13 protein-coding genes are annotated in these 17762 nt (G+C 71.1%); 7 read left to right on the forward strand and 6 right to left on the reverse strand.

Annotated features, from left to right (window positions below):
• Positions 1-58: 58 nt before the first annotated feature.
• From FHU36_RS37545 to FHU36_RS37560, 4 genes are read right to left on the reverse strand one after another with little or no spacing between them, the layout of a single operon-like run.
• Entirely contained in the window at positions 59-967 is a 909-nt protein-coding gene (locus FHU36_RS37545; RefSeq protein ID WP_185088781.1) for a carbohydrate ABC transporter permease, read from the reverse strand.
• Complete coding sequence (locus tag FHU36_RS37550) at positions 964-2349, reverse strand: ABC transporter permease (RefSeq protein WP_185088782.1); 1386 nt, start codon at positions 2347-2349, stop codon at positions 964-966. Before FHU36_RS37550 ends, FHU36_RS37545 begins: the two co-directional genes overlap by 4 nt.
• A gap of 6 nt (positions 2350-2355) precedes the next feature.
• Positions 2356-3678, reverse strand: a complete 1323-nt coding sequence (locus tag FHU36_RS37555; RefSeq protein WP_185088783.1) for an ABC transporter substrate-binding protein — start codon at positions 3676-3678, stop codon at positions 2356-2358.
• Positions 3679-3685: 7 nt separating this feature from the next.
• A complete protein-coding gene (locus FHU36_RS37560) occupies positions 3686-4933 on the reverse strand; it encodes an ABC transporter substrate-binding protein (protein ID WP_312892101.1) in 1248 nt (415 codons plus the stop codon).
• Positions 4934-5060: 127 nt separating this feature from the next.
• On the opposite strand from FHU36_RS37560, the gene FHU36_RS37565 reads away from it, so the two are divergent.
• Genes FHU36_RS37565 through FHU36_RS37575 form a run of 3 tightly spaced genes read left to right on the forward strand, consistent with a single transcriptional unit; the run spans position 5061 to position 8559 of the window.
• A complete protein-coding gene (locus FHU36_RS37565) occupies positions 5061-5567 on the forward strand; it encodes a PadR family transcriptional regulator (RefSeq protein WP_185088784.1) in 507 nt (168 codons plus the stop codon).
• Positions 5564-6292, forward strand: a complete 729-nt coding sequence (locus FHU36_RS37570) for an ABC transporter ATP-binding protein (protein ID WP_185088785.1) — start codon at positions 5564-5566, stop codon at positions 6290-6292. The genes FHU36_RS37565 and FHU36_RS37570 overlap by 4 nt, the downstream gene beginning before the upstream one ends.
• Complete coding sequence (locus tag FHU36_RS37575) at positions 6289-8559, forward strand: ABC transporter permease (RefSeq protein WP_185088787.1); 2271 nt, start codon at positions 6289-6291, stop codon at positions 8557-8559. Before FHU36_RS37570 ends, FHU36_RS37575 begins: the two co-directional genes overlap by 4 nt.
• Before the next feature lie 111 nt (positions 8560-8670).
• Here the strand turns inward: FHU36_RS37575 and treS are convergent, their stop codons facing one another.
• Positions 8671-10359 (reverse strand): maltose alpha-D-glucosyltransferase, encoded by a 1689-nt coding sequence (gene treS, locus FHU36_RS37580; protein ID WP_185088789.1) that lies wholly within the window; start codon positions 10357-10359, stop codon positions 8671-8673.
• 264 nt (positions 10360-10623) lie between these two features.
• Positions 10624-12270, reverse strand: a complete 1647-nt coding sequence (locus FHU36_RS37585; protein ID WP_185088790.1) for an asparagine synthetase B family protein — start codon at positions 12268-12270, stop codon at positions 10624-10626.
• 70 nt (positions 12271-12340) lie between these two features.
• Between FHU36_RS37585 and FHU36_RS37590 the strand changes: the two genes are divergently transcribed.
• From FHU36_RS37590 to FHU36_RS37605, 4 genes are all read left to right on the forward strand, one after another.
• Positions 12341-14194, forward strand: a complete 1854-nt coding sequence (locus FHU36_RS37590; RefSeq protein WP_312892102.1) for a hypothetical protein — start codon at positions 12341-12343, stop codon at positions 14192-14194.
• A gap of 7 nt (positions 14195-14201) precedes the next feature.
• On the forward strand, positions 14202-14876 hold the full coding sequence (locus tag FHU36_RS37595; protein ID WP_185088791.1) for an anticodon-binding protein: 675 nt from the start codon (positions 14202-14204) through the stop codon (positions 14874-14876).
• A 124-nt stretch (positions 14877-15000) separates the two neighbouring features.
• Positions 15001-16383: a diaminopimelate decarboxylase gene (lysA, locus tag FHU36_RS37600; RefSeq protein ID WP_185088792.1), complete on the forward strand. Its 1383-nt coding sequence runs from the start codon at positions 15001-15003 to the stop codon at positions 16381-16383.
• The gene (locus FHU36_RS37605) at positions 16380-17669 is read left to right on the forward strand and encodes a homoserine dehydrogenase (protein WP_185088793.1); all 1290 of its coding nucleotides are present in this window, start codon (positions 16380-16382) and stop codon (positions 17667-17669) included. The genes lysA and FHU36_RS37605 overlap by 4 nt, the downstream gene beginning before the upstream one ends.
• The last annotated feature ends 93 nt before the right edge of the window (positions 17670-17762 follow it).

Consider the following 17762-nt stretch of genomic DNA (forward strand, 5'->3'; position numbering starts at 1 on the left):
GATCACAACGGAGCCCCGCACCCCCCCGAGGAGTGCGGGGTTCCGCGGCGAACGGTCCCTACTTGACCGAGCCCGCCATCATGCCCTGCACGAAGTAGCGCTGGAACGCGAAGAACAGGATCAGCGGGATGATCAGCGACAGGAAGGCGCCGGAGGACAGGATGTCCACGTTGGAGCCGAACTGCCGCATCTGGGACTGGAGCGCCTTGGTCATCGGCTGGCTGCCGGTGTCGGCGAAGACCAGCGCGATGAGCATGTCGTTCCACACCCAGAGGAACTGGAAGATGCCGAGCGAGGCGATCGCCGGCTTGCCCAGCGGGAACACCACGGTGGCGAAGATCTTCCACTCCGACGCGCCGTCCATCCGGGCCGCCTCCAGCAGGGAGGAGGGGATGCCGACGAAGAAGTTGCGGAGCAGGAAGATGGCGAACGGCAGGCCGAACGCGACGTGGAAGAGCACCACGCCGGGGATCGACCCGAAGATCCCCATGCCGCCGTAGAACGAGGCGATCGGGATGAGCGCGATCTGGATCGGCACGATGAGCAGCCCGATCACGACGAGGAAGAGCGTGTCGCGGCCCGGGAACTCCATCCAGGCGAAGGCGTAGGCCGCCATGGCGGCGATGCCGATCACCAGGACCGTGGTGGGCACCGTGATGGCCACGGTGTTCCAGAACGACGCGGTGAAGCCGCTGGACAGCAGGTTGGCGTAGTTCTGGAGGGTCAGCTCCGCGGGCTTGGTGAAGACGGTCCACCAGCCCTCGGCGTTGTTGACCTCGACCGTCCGCATCGAGACGACCAGCAGGCCGAGCGTCGGTACCAGCCAGAACAGGCCGAGCAGCACCATGACGACCTGGATGGTGCCGCTGCCGACCCGGTCGACGATGCGGCTGGCCAGGCCCCTGCGCGGGGCGCCCGTGTGCAGTCCGGAGGCGGCGGGAGCAGCCGGGGCTGTCGCGGTGGTCATGCGTTCTCCCTCCTGAACCTGCGGATGTTCATGATCATGAAGGGCAGGACCAGGATGAGCAGGAAGATCGCCAGGGCGCTGCCGAGCCCCTGGTTGTTCCCGCCGCCGAACGACACGCGCCACATCTCCAGCGCGACCACGTTCGCGTTCGGTTGGACCGAGGACGGCGCGATGATGAAGACCAGGTCGAACACCTTCAAGGTATTGATGATCATCGTCACGAAGACGACGAGCAGCACCGGCGAGAGCAACGGCACGGTGATCTTGCGGAACACCTGCCACTCCGTGGCGCCGTCGATGCGGGCCGCCTCCAGCGCGTCACGCGGGATGGCCGCCAGGCCGGCCGCGATCAGCACCATGGCGAACCCGGCCCACACCCAGACGAACGCGCCGATGATCGCCGGTGTGATGAGCGTGGGGCCGAGCCAGGTGAGGCCGTTGTAGGCGGCCTCGAAGTTCGACTGCGGCAGCCGCACGACGTAGGAGCCGGCGGCCAGGCCCTCGAAGCGGAACGAGCCGTCCTCGGCGGTGGTGGCGGTCGCCGCCACCTGGCCGTCGTTGCCGACCGCCTCCACCGTCATGCCCGGCAGGCCCTTCTCGCCTGCGTCCACGGCGCCGCTCTGGCCGCCGCCGCCCGGGGTGAAGTCGAACCAGACCGTGCCGGACAGCTCGTTGCCGCCCTGCGGGGTCTTGGCGGTCTGGGCGTTCCCAGGCATGACCGCCGGCTTGACGCCGACGATCGGGACCAGCACCGGCTGCCCGGTCTGGGCGGGCTGCTTGGTGACGACCGCGCCGCCCTGGTCCGCGACCGGCGACTGGTCGCCCTCGCGGGGGCGGGCCTCCGGGTAGCCCTGGGAGGAGGAGAACGTGTCGTTGATCGTGGTGAGCACGGCGTTGGCCACGCCCTTGTCGGGGTCCTCGTCGTACACGAGGCGGAAGATGACGCCGGCGGCCATCAGCGAGACCGCCATCGGCATGAACACGATCAGCTTGAACGCCGTCGCCCACCGGATGCGCTCGGTCAGCACCGCGAAGATGAGGCCCAGCACGGTGATGACGATCGGCGCGACGATCACCCAGATCAGGTTGTTCCTGATCGTGGTGAGCATGCCGCCGTCGGTGAAGATCGTGATGTAGTTGCCGAGCCCGACGAAACCGGAGCCGGTCGCGTCGAAGAGGCTGCGGAAGATCGAGTAGACGATCGGGTAGACCACCCAGACTCCGAGCAGCAGCGCCGCCGGGAGCAGGAAGGCGATCGCGACCACGGGGGAGGGGCCGAGGCGTCGTGTGCGGGGGGTATCAGCTGGTCCGGAAGCGCCCCCGCGCGAGTCGTTACCCTCGCGCGGGGCCGTCGGGCCGTCCAACCGTTCGGTCACGGCCATACCTCTTTACTTCCAGGCCTTCTTGGCTTCGGCCTCCAGGGCCTCCTGGGCGCCCTTGACGTCGCTCGGGTTGCGCAGGAAGTCCTGCAGGACCTTCCACTCGCCCTTGCCGTCGGTGCCGCCGAAGGCGCTCGGCGCCAGGTCGGACATGTCGTAGCGGACGGCGTCACCGGCCGAGACGATGGTCTGGCCGAGCTGCTTGGTCAGCTCGTCGGGGTAGTTGTCGGGGGAGACGTTCTTGTTGGGGGACAGGTAGCCGGGGAGCTTGGCCCAGACCTCGCCGCCCTCCTTGGAGGCCAGGAACTCCAGCAGCGCCATGGCGCCGGGGGAGTCCTTCATCGCGACGGCGACGTCACCGCCGAGCACGACCGGGGCGGTGTCGCCCGCCTTGGGGAACGGGAAGTACTTGGCGTCCTCGCCGACCTTGGCGCCGGCCTGGACCACCGGGGTGGCGACGAAGTCGGCCTCGATGACCATGGCGGCCTTCTTCTGGCCGAAGACCTTGGTGACGCAGGTGGGGAAGTCGGTCTGCAGGGCGCCGGAGTTGCCCTCGGCGACGAACTCCTTCTTGCCCGCGATCTGCGCGATCTTCTCCAGCGCGGTGGTCACGCTGGGGTCGGTCCACGGGATCTCGTGCTTGGCGAGCTGGTCGTACTTCTCGGGGCCGGCCGTCGAGAGGTAGACGTTCTCGAACAGGTCGGTCAGGGTCCAGCCGGAGGCGCCGCAGAAGGAGAACGGCGGGGTGCCGGAGTCGGCGATGGTCTGGGCGCCCTTGACCAGCTCGTCCCAGGTGGTGGCCGGCTGCACGCCGGCGTCCTCGAACGCCTGCGCCCGGTACCACACCAGCGACTTGTGGGCCGCCTTGACCAGCACGCCGTAGACCTTGCCGTCGGCGGAGCCCAGCTCCTTCCAGTACGGCGTGTAGTTGTCGTCGATCTGCTTGGTGACCGTGTCGGTGAGCGGCTTGAGCGCGTTCTGCTCGGCGTACTGCTGCACCAGGCCCGGCTGCGGGAGGATCGCCACGTCGGGCGGGCTGCCGCCCTGGATGCGCGGGCCGAGGTAGGCGCCGGTGTCCTCGCCGGTGGAGGCGTAGGTGACCTCGGCGCCGGTCTTGTCGGAGAACGCCTTGAGCACCTGCTCGAAGTTCTTCTGCTCGTCACCGGTCCACTTGGCGGCGACCTCGAGCTTGACGCCCTCCAGCGTCTTGGCCCCGCCGCCCGCGCTGGCCGAACTCGACGCGGTGGGCTGCGTGGTGGTGGGGGCGTTGCCGCAGGCGGCGACTGCTACCGCGAGCCCGGCCAGGACCGCTGCTGTTCTGGCTGATCGCATAATGACCTCACTGGGTTCTCAGGATCTCTTCGAGTTCGGATTTCACGGAGGCCGCCACGTCGCGGGCGGACTCCGTGTAAGGGGGGCTGAGCGCCTTGGAGACCGAACTGGCGATCACCAGGCTCAGCTGGTTGTAGTTCGCGCTCACCGGCCGCGGCTTGGCGGCGAGGATGCTCTGCTTGAGCACGGGCAGGTAGGGGAAGCGCCTGGTGAGCTCGGGGTCGTCGTAGAGCTCGGTCCACACCGGCGGGAACGACCCTTCGGTGAGCACCCGGCGCTGGTTGTCCAGGCCCGTGAAGTAGCGGATGAACTCCTGCGCGGTTTGCTGGTGCTTGGAGGAGGCGCTGACGGCGAGGTTGGCCCCGCCGAGCGTGCTGGATCCCGGCCCGTCGAGACCGGGGAGCATGGTCACCCCCACCTTGCCGCCCAGCTCGGCCCTGGCCGGCCCGTAGGCGTGCGGCCAGTTGCGGGCGAAGGCGAGGCGGCCTTCCTGGAAGGCCAGGCGTGACTCCTCCTCCTTGTAGCTCAGGGACTCGGTGGGGATCCAGCCCTCCCGCAGTCCCTGGCGGAGGAAGTCGAGCGCGGTGCCGGCCTTGGCCACGTCCAGGGTGACCTTGGTGCCGTCGGGACTGACGACCTGGCTGCCGGCCGACTGCACAGCCTCGGAGAAGTTGACCGTCAATCCCTCGTACGCGAGGAACTGGCCGCCGTAACCTCCTATAGCGTGCTTCTTGGTTACTTCTTGTGCTTGTTCGCGAAGTTCCGCCCAGGTTCGGGGCGGCTTCTTCACCAGATCGGTGCGGTAGTAGAGCAGTCCCGCGTTGCTCGTGTACGGAACGGCCCACAGCTTGTCCTTGTAGACCGCGGTCTCCACGACGGGCGGCAGGAACCTGTCGAGCGGGAAGAACCCGCGCTCCAGGGGGATGATCCAGCCGTTCTCCGCGAACTCCGCGGTCCACACCACGTCCAGTCCGAGCACGTCGTAGCGGGTGCTGCGGGCCTGGAGGTTGGCGACCATCTGCGCGCGCTGCTCGTCCGCGGCTTCGGGCAGTTCGAGGAGCGTCACCTTCTCGGCCGGGTGGGCCTGGTTCCAGCGATCCAGCAAGGGTTGCAGGTACGCCGTGGTGTCGCGGCCGGTGGCGAACGTGATCGGGCCGGTTCCGCCCGTTCCCGTGTCGCCGCCGCCCTCGTTGCCCGCAACCGCGCACCCGGCCGTCACGAGCACGGCCATGGTGAGCGAGAGCGCGCGAAGCACCTTGTTACCTCCATGTTCAATGGGGTTACATACGTGTTAGGTAGATGCATTCATGTTATGCACACAGGTAATCTGTGGGTCAACGGATAGCGATGTAACGCCTACGTAACACAAGGGGAGGTGAGGCGTGCGGCTACACCTGCTGGCGCTTCTGGCTAAAGAGCCGGCCCACGGCTACGAGCTGAAGCAGGCACTCGAGCAGACCTTCGGCAGCGCCTACCCCTCCCCCAACATCGGCCAGATCTACGTCACCCTCAGCAGGCTGGAGAAGGACGGCCTGGTCAAGGCCGTGGACGTCGAGCAGTCCAACCGGCCGAACAAGAAGGTCTACTACCTGACCGCCAAGGGCCGCGAGACCCTCACCCTCTGGGTGGACGAGCCCACCGAGGGTCCCCGGGTGCGCGACGAGTTCTTCATGAAGCTGGTGCTGGCCCCGCTCACCGGCATCGCCGACCGCATGGTGCTCATCAGCCGTCAGCGGCGGCACTATCTTTCCCTCATGGGCGACCTCAACGATCTCCTCTCCCGCACGGCGCCTGACGACCACGTGCAGTCCCTGCTCATCGAAGGAGCGATGCTCCACCTGCAGGCCGACCTCGACTGGCTGGAGCGCTGCCAGGAGGACCTGACGTGACCCCGGTGCTCAAGACCGTCCACCTGGTCAAGATCTACTCCGACGGGGCCGTGCCCGTGCCGGCCGTGCGCGGCGTGGACCTGCAGGTGGAGCCGGGCGAGTTCGTCGCCGTCATGGGCCCGTCGGGGTCGGGCAAGTCGACGCTGGTGCACATGCTCGGCGGCCTCGACAGCCGCACCAGCGGCGAGATCTGGCTCGACGGGCAGCGCGTCGACACCCTCTCCGAGAGCGCCTGGGCGCTGCTGCGACGCAAGAAGATCGGATTCGTCTTCCAGTTCTTCAACCTCGTCGGCAACATGACCGTGGCCGACAACGTCGAGCTGCCCGCCCTGCTCGCCGGCGCCTCGCCCAAGGAGGCCCGCGAGCGGCGCGAGAGCCTGCTCGGCGCGCTCAACCTGGGCGAACGCGCCGACGCCGCCCCCGGCCAGCTCTCCGGCGGCGAGCAGCAGCGGGTCGCGCTGGCCCGCGCCCTGGCCAACCAGCCGAGCGTGCTGCTGGCCGACGAGCCCACCGGCAACCTCGACAGCCGCAACACCCGCGACGTGCTCAAGCTGCTCAGCACCGTCCACAAGGAAGGCCAGACCATCGTCATGGTCACCCACGACGCCCGCGTCGCGAGCCTGGCCGACCGCCTGGTGTCGCTGTTCGACGGTGAGATCGTCGATGACGGCCGGATCGCGCGCAAGCGCACCGGCACCGCCGGCGCGGTGATCGACCTCAGATGAGCACGATGCGGGCCGGCGGCCGCTGGATCAGGGCGGACCTGCGGGCCAGGAAGGGGCAGGCCGCGCTCACCGTGCTGGCCGTGGCCGGCATCGTGGCCGCCCTCATCGCCGCCGTCACCCTCCTGGAGGACGGCACCAACCCGTGGCGGGGCCTGTTCGCCCAGACCAACGGCGCGCACGTGTGGTTCTACACCAAGGACAGCCCCCGGATCGCGGCCGGCGACATCGACGGCGTGACCCACGTCGCCGGCCCCTACCGCTCGGCGCCCGTCACCGTCGCCCAGGACGGCAAGAAGGAGCCCACCTCGCTGCGGGCCGTGCCGTCCGCGCCGGTGGGGGTGGCCAGGCCCGTGGTGGCCGAGGGCCGCTGGCTCGACCCCGGGCAGCCCGACGGCGTGGTGGTCGAGCGCTCGTTCGCCACCGCGCTGCGGGTCAGGGTCGGCGGGCCGTTCACCGTCATCGCGCTGAGCGGCGAGCGCCACACCCTGTACGTGCGCGGCATCGCCGACTCTGCCGAGCAGGGCTTCTTCCCCGAGTGGACGCCCGGCCTGGCCTGGGTCCTGCCGGGCACGCTCGACCGGATCGAGCCCATGCTGGGCCGCAGCGAGTGGGTGACCGGGCTGCGCCTGACGGACGCCGACGCGGCGCAGATCGTCTCGCAGCGCGTCGTCGTCATGTTGGAAGACCAGCTCCAGCGCGTCTACACCTGGCGCGAGGTGCGCGCCGCCATGGAGCTCGACAACCGGCTGCTCGGCACGCTGCTGGCCCTGTTCGGCGTGGTCGGGCTGGTCGCCGCCGCGCTGGCGCTGGCCAACGCGGCGGGCGGCCGGGTGCTCGGGCAGCTCCGCGACCTGGCCACGCTCAAGTCGATGGGCTTCACCCGCGGACAGGTGGCGCTGCTGCTGCTCGCCGAGCACGGCTCGCTCGGGCTGGTCGGCGTGCTGTTGGGCGCCGTGGCGGGCTGGGCGGCCACCGTGGCCGTCCTCGGCGCCTCGCTGATCGCGCCGATCCCCGTGCTCACCATCGTCGCCGGCACCGCGCTCGCCGTGCTCGCGGCGGTGGGCGTGCCCGCCTGGCGCGGCGGCCGCACGCCGCCCATCCCCGCCGCCCCGGCCGTGCCGCCGCGCGGTCACCTGTCACGGCTGGCCCGGCTGGCCCTGCTCGTCCGGCTGCCTCCCGCGCTGATCCTCGGCACCCGCGACGCCTTCACGCGGCGGGTGCCCGCGTTCCTGACGGTGTTCGGGCTGGCCGTGCCGATGATGATGATCACCATCGGGCTGGGCGTCTGGGCCACCCTGGACAACTTCCTCAGCCACCCCGAGCAGGTCGGCCAGCACGCCGCCCTGCACGTACGCGCCGGCAAGCTGGAGACGGCCCAGGCGGAGCGTCTCGTCAAGCGCGACCCCGGAGTGGCCGCCGTCTACCCCGGCGCCGAGGTGAACGCTCTGGCGCCCGGAGAGGCCCGCTCCATCCGCGTACGGGCGCTCGGCGGCTCGTCCTCGGGCGCCTATCCCTTCCCGGTGGTCGAGGGCCGCCTGTACGACCGGCCGGGCGAGGCCGTGGCCGGACAGGGGCTCCTCGACCTGCTGGGCGCGAAGATCGGCGACCGGGTCCGGCTGACCGTGGGCGGCTCGCCGCTGATCGTGCGCATCGTCGGCCGCGCCGTCGAGCCCGACCTCGACGGCGAGGTGCTGTCGGTGGGCATCGACAGCCTGGCCGACAAGGACGCGGTGCCGCCCGAGTTCTACGCCCTCGCGCTGCGGCCCGGCGCCGACCCCGGCGAGGTGCGGGCCAGGCTGCTGGCGGACTCGGGGGAGGGCCTCGACGTGCAGCGGGTCGTCAACCCGGCCGACCGGCTGACGATCATCCGGGTGGTGATCGTGGCGCTGATCGTCCTGCTGTCGCTGATCGGGCTGGCCAACCTGCTCACCGCCAGCGCGCTCGGCCTGCGCGACCACGCCTTCGACCTGGCCGTTCTCAAGGCCATGGGGCTGACGCCGCGGCAGGTGATGGCCACGCTGGTGACCGGCTCGGGGCTGCTCGTCGTCCTGGGCGTGGTCGCCGGCGCCGGGGTGGGGCTGTCGGTCGTGACCGGCCTGATCGACCTGCAGGGACACACCAGCGGCGTCGGCGCCGGGATCGGCCGCCCGCCGTCCCCCCTGACGCTGACCCTGGCCGTCCTGTCGGCCGTGGGGGCGGCGCTCGCGGTCGCGCTCATCCCCGCCCGCCGCGCCGCCCGCGCCCAGGTGCCGATCGCCACCCGCTGACCGCGCCCACGCGCCCACGCGCCCACGCGCCACACGAGCGACCGCCGAACACACGAGAAGGCGGTGCCCACCCCCGCGAAGGGGGCGGACACCGCCTTCAGGCGTGCGCTCCTACGGCTTGAGCGCGAACCAGTAGAAGCCGTGCCCCGGCAGCGTCAGCAGGTAGGGCACCTCGCCGATCACCGGGAAGCGCACCCCGCCCCGCGCCTCCACCGGCGTCATGCCGGCGAAACGGCGCAGGTCGAGCTCCACGGGCTGGGGGAACTTCGACAGGTTGTTCACGCACAGCATCACGTCGTCACGCTCCTCGCGGACGAAGGTGAGGACGGAGCTGTTGGAGGACCACATCTCGGTGTAGGCGCCGGTGCCGAACACCGGGTGGTTGCGGCGGATCTCCAGCATGCGGCGGGTGAAGTGCAGCAGCGAGCCCGCGTGCTTCTGCTGCGCCTCGACGTTGACCGCCTGGTAGCCGTAGATCGGGTCCATGACGGCCGGCAGGTAGAGCCGGCCCGGGTCGGCCGTGGAGAAGCCGGCGTTGCGGTCGGGGCTCCACTGCATCGGCGTGCGCACCGCGTCGCGGTCCTCCAGCCAGATGTTGTCGCCCATGCCGATCTCGTCGCCGTAGTACATGACGGGCGAGCCCGGCAGGCTCAGCAGCAGCGCGGTGAACAGCTCGATACGGTCACGGTCGTTGTCCAGCAGCGGCGCCAGGCGGCGGCGGATGCCGAGGTAGGCCCGCATGCGCGGGTCCTGGGCGTACTCGGCGTGCATGTAGTCGCGCTCTTCCTCGGTCACCGTCTCGAGCGTCAGCTCATCGTGGTTGCGGAGGAAGATGCCCCACTGCGCCTTCTCGGGCAGCTTGGGGGTGAGCGACATGATCTCGGAGATCGGCTCGCGCGTCTCCTTCTTGACCGCCATGTAGATGCGCGGCATGAGCGGGAAGTGGAAGGCCATGTGGCACTCGTCGCCGCCCGTGGTGGGGTCGCCGAAGTACTCGACCACATCCTCCGGCCAGCCGTTGGCCTCGGCCAGCAGCACCCGGTCCGGGTAGAGCCGGTCCACCTCGGCGCGGATCTTCTTCAGGTAGGCGTGCGTCTCCGGCAGGCCGGAGCAGGCGGTGCCCTCACGCTCGAACAGGTAGGGCACCGCGTCCAGCCGGAAGCCGTCGATGCCGAGGTCCAGCCAGAACCTCAGCACCTCGATCATCGCTTCCTGGACGGCCGGGTTGTCGTAGTTGAGGTCCGGCTGGTGGTGGAAGAAACGGTGCCAGTAGTACTGCTTGCGCACCGGGTCGTAGGTCCAGTTGGACTCCTCCGCCCCGATGAAGATGATGGGCGCGTCGGGGTAGCCCGTCGGCTCGTCCGCCCACACGTAGAAGTCGCCGTACGGCCCCTCCGGATCGTGCCGGGAGGCCTGGAACCAGGGATGCTTGTCACTCGTGTGGTTCATCACCAGGTCGGTGATGATGCGCAGACCGCGCTCGTGGGCCGCCTCCACCAGATGCACGAAGTCCCCGAGGTCCCCGAAGTCGGGCAGGATCTTCATGTAGTCGGAGATGTCGTAGCCGCCGTCACGCAACGGAGACTCGTACAACGGCAGCAGCCACAGGCAGTCGACGCCCAGCCACTCCAGGTAGTCGAGCTTCTCGACGAGACCACGGAGGTCTCCGGTGCCGTCACCGTTGGAGTCCTTGAACCCCCGGACGAGAATCTCGTAGAACACCGCCCGCTTGTACCAGGAGGGATCCTCCGAGACGAAGTCCTCGGAGATCGGCTCTGGCGATGGGGATGCGTTGATCATAGGTCGCTCACAGAAGGAGATGTGGGCAGGACGGAGTCACCGGTTCCCCGGCGTTTACATGTGGTGACCGCGCCGCCTGGGGTCGTCATCCCTGCAACCCCAGTGCCCTTGACGGGACCGGATTTGTGATCCGGGTGCTCCCGCTCGATGCGGCGCTTACGGGCCGAACACTATCAGCCCGGTGGCTTTCCGGAACCTGCTTATGCGGTGATCTCTTCGTACCCTGGATACCTCTGCGTAATCGCCCTGTTACCCATGGTTCATCTAGAAGGGTGGCGACACGTCGCCGAGGTCACCCTCGAAGTCGCTCAACCACAGCCCGAACAGCACGAGCCCGCGTACCCAGAACCTGTCGTTCCATCCGGTGAAGCGGGTCAGCGCGTCAGGACCGTCGAGGACGACCGCGTGCAGTTCCTCCGACAGCAGCGACGGCACCCGCTCGGCCACCGCGTGCAGCATCTGGTGCGCGTACACGCGCGCGGGGGCGGCCGTCGAGCGCAGCGGCACCCGCCGCAGCGGTTGCTTGACGACGTTGGTGGACGGCAGCGCGGCCACCCGCGGGTTGGCGGCGTGCAGCAGCTCGCGGTAGAAGCGGCCCTTGTCCTTGCGGGCCACGCCCACCGACAGCGCCGCGTCGAAGAAATCGGGATGGATGAACGGCGCCGCGAACGACGCCTCCGGTCCGACCAGGTTGACCGCCGAGCGGGCGATGCCCCGCACGGTGCGGGTGTGCAGCACCGACAGCGGCAGCTCCGCCCGGTGCCCGTGCAGCATCGAGGTGGCGGCGTGGAACTGCTCCCTGACGGCCTCCTCGATCCACTCCTGGGCCTGCGGCGACAGGAACGGCTGCGACGGGGCCCCCAGGCTGAGCGAGCCGAGCACCGCGGCCGACCGCTCGGCCTGCGAGGTGGCCTCCAGCGCCGCGCCGCTGACCATGAAGTTCTTCAGCAGCGGCCCGCCCGCCAGACCGTCGACCAGCACCCGGCCCGACCGGTGGACCTCCTTGGCGAACGGCGCGTACCAGGCGTGGTGGGGCGTCAGGTACTCGAGCCGGCGCGCCACCTCCTGCGCGTCGCCCGGGTAGTCGGCCGGGTCCTGCGTGATCACCCGGTGGCCGACGCCGAGCTCGCGGGTGATGGCCCGGGCGAAGGCGATGTCGGTGTCGGTGCCGTCGTCGGGGCTCGTCGTCCACGACTCCACGTCGGCGCCCCGAGCCACGGCCACCGAGCACAACAGCCGCGAGTCGTAGCCGCCGCTGACCGGCACGAGCAGCCGGCGGCCCTCGTAGTCCTTGTAGACCTCGTGCAGGATCTCCAGCAGCTCGCCGGCGCTCGTCCACGTCTCGTACGGCTCGGTGCGCAGCCAGCGCGGCAGCCGGCGCTCGGTGCCGAGCGCCCCCTGGTCGTACACCAGGGCGCTGGAGCCGGGCAGCCGCTTGATCGCCGGGTAGGGCGTGGCCTCGCCGAGAGGGAAGGTCACCTGGATGATCGACGCCCACGCGGCCCAGTCGATCCCGGCGGGCACCAGCGACAGCAGCGGCTGGATCAGCGACGAGAAGTAGACCGCCCCACCCAGCCGCACGTAGTAGACGTCGACCAGGCCGAGCGCGCCGGCGTGGAGGGTGACGCGCTCGCCGTCGCCGATCAGGCCCGGCGTCTCGTACGTCTCCGCCACCGACATCCAGTCGGCCGGCGAGTCACCGGTCCCGGCGGGCCTGCGTTCGCCCCAAGAGAACGCGAACGAGCCCTCGGCGCGGTGGTAGGGCGGCAGCGGCGTCGAGCTGAACAGCGCCGCGCCGGCCTGCTGCAGGGCGGGCCTGACCCGCGGCCCGGCGGCCGTCAGCTTGCCGAGCACGACGGTGTCGATCCGGCCGAGAGCGCCGCAGACGTAGGGCCGCACGTTGAACTGCACCGGATCTCATCCCTTCGAGACGCTTCCCGCGCAAGAGTATCCTTTGCCGGGCTAGGAATCGGAGGTGCCGGTGAGCACTGAGCTGGAGAGCACGAGGCGCGCGCTGCGGGATGCGATCGCCCAGGCGGAGCGCGCGGCCGAGCTGGCGAGACTGCTGGACGACGCCCAGGCGAGGCTGGCCGACGCCGAGCGGAGCGCCGCGGAGGTCAAGGCGCTGGCCGATCGGCTGGCCGAGGCCGAGGAGCGCCTGGCGGACGAGCGCGCCGCCGCCGACAAGCTCCGCAAGGAGCTGGCCGAGCAGCGCTACCAGGCCGAGGTGGCCCACTGGAAGCTGTCCTCCATCAAGGTCGCCCGCTGGAACCGGCTCGGCGACGCGATCAAGACCGGCAAGAGCAACCCCCTCCTGCTCGCCAAGGGGCTCAAGGGCGCGGCCAGGCCGGTCAAGCGGCCCACCGCCCCCAAGCGCAGGCCCGTCGCCGCCAAGTCCAGGCAGGCCGGCGACGAGCGGCCCGGCGCCTCCTACCAGGCGACCACCTCCACCCGCACCCTGGAGGGCGCCTCCTTCAAGCTCAAGCCCTACCGGGTGCCCACGGGTCCCAACACGCGCCCGCACCTGACCGCCGCGGTGATCGCCGACCCGCACGTCGAGGCGCTGCTGCGCTACGAGTGGCGGCAGACCACCGGCTTCACGCCACGTGACTTCGCCCGGGTGCTGCCGCAGGAGGTGCCGCACCTGCTCGTCGTCGAGTCCGTCACCGGAGGGCCGTGGGCCGAGGAGATCACCGGCGAGCCGGGCGAGGGGCTGCGGGCGCTGCTCGCCTGGTGCGCCGACCGCGGCATCCGCACGGTGTTCTGGCACACGCAGGGCGACGCGGCCGCCTACGCCGCGGCCGCCGGGCTGTTCGAGCACCGCTTCAGCGCCGACCCGGCCACCGGCTGGCCACACCTGTCGTTCGCGATCCAGCCGCGGGTGCACAACCCGATCCCGCTGTCGGGCGGGCGCATCGACCGCATGCTCACGCTGGAGCAGCTCCTGCCCGGCCACCTGACCTATCCCGACGTGCTCACCTCCTACCGCTGGCCGGCCGCCGTGCGGTGCCCGGCCGGCACCCCGCCGTGGCGGCTGGCCGAGCTCGCGGCCTGCGGCACCTCGATCGGCGACGAGCCCGACTCGCGCCGGGCGCACGTCGCGCTGCGCCGCGCCTACAACAGCGGCACGATGACCGAGCGGATCGACGAGCTGCTGGAGGCGATCGGCCTGCCCGGCGCCCGCGCCACGCTGGAGGTCTCGCTGCTGCTGCCCGTCACCGACCGCCGGCTGCTGGAGCCCGCCCTGGCCCAGGTGGCGCGGCAGTCCAAGCCGGTGGCGCAGCTCGTGGTGTTCGGCCCGCCGGAGGCCGAGGCGCGCGCCCGCGAGGTCGTGCCGGGCGCCGAGGTGGTCTTCCGCCACCTCGACCCGGCGCTGTCGACGGGTGAGATGCTCAACCGCGGGCTCGACCTGTGCGAGGCCGACCTGGTCGCCGTCATGGACCAGCGCGACCTGTACGGCACCCACTACCTCGCCGACCTGAGCCGGGCCTTCCTGTTCGGCACCGCCGACATCGTCGGCAAGGCCGCCTACTACGCCCACCTGCGCAAGCCGCAGGCCACGCTGCTCAAGCAGCCGGACGCCGAGTACACCTACCTGCCGGAGATCGCCGGCGCGACGCTGCTGGCCCGCCGCAACACGCTGCGCCAGCTCGGCTTCGCCGACCTGACCGACGGCTGGGACGACGTGCTCATGCGGCGCTGCCGCGCCGACGGGGTGAAGGTGTTCTCGGCCGACCGGTTCGGCTACGTCCGCGTGCGCGACGAGGACCGGTGGCTGCTGGGCGCCGCCCATCTGGTCGAGTACGGCTCGGCCGAGCCGCACGCGCTCATCTGAGCCGGCCGTGAGACCCGGGCGGCTGGCCGAGGCGCTGGGGGAGCCGCCCGCGCCGGACGGCACGTGGGAGCGGGAGGCGGTCTACGTCTCGGCCGTCGCGCTGCGGCGCGCCCGGGTCGCCCCGCGGCCCGGCGAGCCGGCCGCCGGCGGGGGCGCGGAGGTCGGCCGGGTCGCCGCCGAGCTGGCCGGCCAGGTGCGGCCGCTGGACGGGGTCTCGCGCGTCGAGGTGCGCCCGAACGGGTTCCTGCGCATCACCGTCGAGACGCCCGGCGAGCTGGTGGAGGAGGTCCGGCCGCTGGACCTGCCCGACCCGTGGCCCGACCTCCCCCGGACGTGGGACAACCCCGGCTTCGTGGTCCGCTACGCGCACGCGCGGGCGGCCGCCGTGCAGCGGTGGGCCCGTGACCTGGGCGTGCCCGACACCGGTTTCCGGCCGGAGCTGCTGGACGACCCGCGCTGCCGGGCCGTGCTGCGGGTGCTGGCCGAGCTGCCGGGGCGGCTGGCCGGCCGGGCCCCCGGGTGGGAGGCCTTCCAGGTGCGGCTGGCCACGGCCTACCACGACGCCCACGAGCTGGCCCCGGCCGTACCCGTGGGGGACGAGGAGCCGGCGCCGGCGCACACCGCCCGGGTGCGGCTGGCGCGGGCCGTGCGGGACGTGCTCGCGGGACCCGATCGCATCTGACGAATCACAAAATATCCGGCGAAAGGGCGAAGAAGCGTAAAAATATCCCCGAAGAGGGGTGATCGCGTCTCGATACGTGAGCACCCGGTCCAGGGATGACGACGCTTCCGATAGCCTCGATCGGGTGAGTCGATTCGCCCATCCCGCAGGGGACCGGCACGCCGAGATGCTGCCCCACGAGCGCCCCCCGCTGGCGCCCGCCGACCTCAACCGGATCAATCCCGCGATCTGGCCCCGAACGTCCGGCCGCACCGAGGGCGCGCTCACGATCGGCGGTGTCGACGTCCGCGACCTGGCCCGTGACCACGGCACGCCGCTGTTCGTGCTCGACGAGGACGACGTCCGCTCGCGCATGCGCGACTACGCCACCGCGTTCGCCGGGTCCGAGGTCCACTACGCGGGCAAGGCGTTCCTCTGCAAGGAGATCGTCCGCTGGCTGGACGAGGAGGGCCTCGGCCTCGACGTGGCCAGCGGCGGCGAGCTGGCGGTGGCGCTCAGCGTCGGCTTCCCCGCCGGGCGCGTCACCCTGCACGGCAACAACAAGTCCGTCGCCGAGCTGACCAGGGCCCTGGAGGCCGGGGTCGGGCACATCGTGGTCGACTCCTTCGAGGAGATCGCCCGGCTCGGCCACCTCGCCGAGCGGCTCGGCAGGCGGCCCAAGGTGATGATCCGCGTCACGACCGGCGTCGAGGCGCACACCCACGAGTTCATCGCCACCGCGCACGACGACCAGAAGTTCGGCCTGTCGCTCAACTCCGGCGCCGCCGCCGAGGCGGTGCACCGCATCCTGGCGATGCCGTCACTGGAGCTCGTCGGCCTCCACTCGCACATCGGCTCGCAGATCGTCGACACGGCCGGCTTCGAGGTGGCCGCGCGCCGCCTGGCCGCCCTCCTCGTGCAGATCAAGGACGAGCACGGCGTGGTGCTGCCCGAGCTCGACCTCGGCGGCGGCTACGGCATCGCCTACGTCGACGACGACGAGGCGCCCGACATCAAGGTCATCGCCGACGGCCTGCGCGAGATCGTCGCCAAGGTGTGCACCGCGGCCGGCCTGCCGGTGCCGCGGCTGACCGTCGAGCCCGGCCGGGGCATCGTCGGCCCCGGCGGCATCACCCTCTACGAGGTCGGCACCATCAAGGACGTCGAGGGGCTGCGCACCTACGTGAGCGTCGACGGCGGCATGAGCGACAACCTCCGCACCGCGCTCTACGGCGCCGACTACACGACGGTGCTGGCCAGCCGCGAGGGCTCGGCCGAGCCCATGCTCAGCCGCGTCGTCGGCAAGCACTGCGAGAGCGGTGACATCGTCGTGCGCGACTGCTTCCTGCCGGCCGACCTCGCGCCCGGCGACCTGATCGCCGTCGCCGCCACCGGCGCCTACTGCCGGTCGCTGGCGAGCAACTACAACTACCTCCCGAAGCCCGCCGTGGTCGCCGTCCGCGACGGCCAGGCCCGGGTGATCGTACGGGGCGAGACCGAGGACGACCTGTTGAGGGGGCAGTTGTGAAACCGCTGAAGGTCGCGCTGCTGGGCTGCGGCGTCGTCGGCACGCAGGTCATCCGGCTCATCCACGAGCAGCACGCCGACCTGGCCGCCCGCATCGGCGCGCCGCTGGAGCTGGCCGGGGTGGCGGTTCGCCGCCTGGGCCGCAAGCGCGAGGTGGACCTGGACCCCGCGCTGTTCACCACCGACGCCGAGTCGCTGGTCAGCCGTGACGACGTCGACATCGTGATCGAGGTCATCGGCGGCATCGAGCCGGCTCGGTCGCTGATCGTCGCCGCCCTGTCTCGCGGCAAGTCCGTGGTGACGGCCAACAAGGCCCTGCTGGCCGAGGACGGCGCCACCCTGCACGAGGCGGCCCGCGCGGGCGAGGGCGACCTCTACTTCGAGGCCAGCGTCGCCGGCGCGATCCCGCTGCTGCGGCCGCTGCGCGAGTCGCTGGCCGGCGACCACGTCCAACGGGTGCTTGGCATCGTCAACGGCACCACCAACTACATCCTCGACAAGATGGACTCCACGGGCGCGTCGTTCACCGACGCCCTGGAGGAGGCGCAGACCCTCGGCTACGCCGAGGCCGACCCGACGGCCGACGTCGAGGGGTTCGACGCCGCGGCCAAGGCCGCCATCCTGGCCGGGCTGGCCTTCCACAGCCGGGTGACGGCCGCCGAGGTGCACCGCGAGGGCATCACCGACATCACCGCCACCGACGTGGCCTCGGCCAAGGCCATGGGCTACGTCATCAAGCTGCTGGCCATCTGCGCCCGCTCCGACGACGGCCGTTCCGTCGGGGTGCGGGTGCACCCGGCGATGATCCCGCGCACCCACCCGCTGGCCGGGGTGCGCGAGGCGTACAACGCGGTGTTCGTGGAGGCCGAGTCGGCCGGGCAGCTCATGTTCTACGGCAAGGGCGCCGGCGGCGCGCCGACCGCCTCGGCGGTGCTCGGCGACCTCGTGGCCGTGGCCCGCAACCGGCTCGCCCGCACCCGCGGGCCCGAGGAGTCCACCTACGCCTCCCTGCCCGTGCACCCGATGGGCGAGACGGTCACCCGGTGCCACGTGGCGCTCGACGTGGCCGACAAGCCGGGCGTGCTGGCCCGGGTGGCCGAGCTGTTCGCCAAGCACGACGTGTCGATCCAGACCGTGCGCCAGGAGGGCCACGGCGACGACGCGCAACTCGTCATCGTCACCCACCGGGCGACGGACGCGGCGCTGACGGCCACCATGGAAGGGCTGCGCGAGCTCGACATCGTCCGGGCGATCGCCAGCGTGATGCGCGTCGAGGGTGACGACTAGAGCGCGATGATTCCTGTTGGCTTCGATCTCTCGCCGTGGCCACGGCGAGAGATCGAAGCCGTGGAAGGTGGACGCGTCGTTGCCGCCGCGGCA

Origin of the sequence: Nonomuraea muscovyensis (assembly GCF_014207745.1) — a bacterium.
In the GTDB taxonomy this organism is placed as follows: domain Bacteria; phylum Actinomycetota; class Actinomycetes; order Streptosporangiales; family Streptosporangiaceae; genus Nonomuraea; species Nonomuraea muscovyensis.

What these genes read in the sequence shown, in the direction of transcription:
- FHU36_RS37545 (WP_185088781.1), bottom strand. Translation starts at nt 967, where the DNA reads ATGACCACCGCGACAGCCCCGGCTGCTCCCGCCGCCTCCGGACTGCAC.
- treS (WP_185088789.1), bottom strand. Translation starts at nt 10,359, where the DNA reads ATGATCAACGCATCCCCATCGCCAGAGCCGATCTCCGAGGACTTCGTC.
- FHU36_RS37550 (WP_185088782.1), bottom strand. Translation starts at nt 2,349, where the DNA reads ATGGCCGTGACCGAACGGTTGGACGGCCCGACGGCCCCGCGCGAGGGT.
- FHU36_RS37555 (WP_185088783.1), bottom strand. Translation starts at nt 3,678, where the DNA reads ATGCGATCAGCCAGAACAGCAGCGGTCCTGGCCGGGCTCGCGGTAGCA.
- FHU36_RS37575 (WP_185088787.1), top strand. Translation starts at nt 6,289, where the DNA reads ATGAGCACGATGCGGGCCGGCGGCCGCTGGATCAGGGCGGACCTGCGG.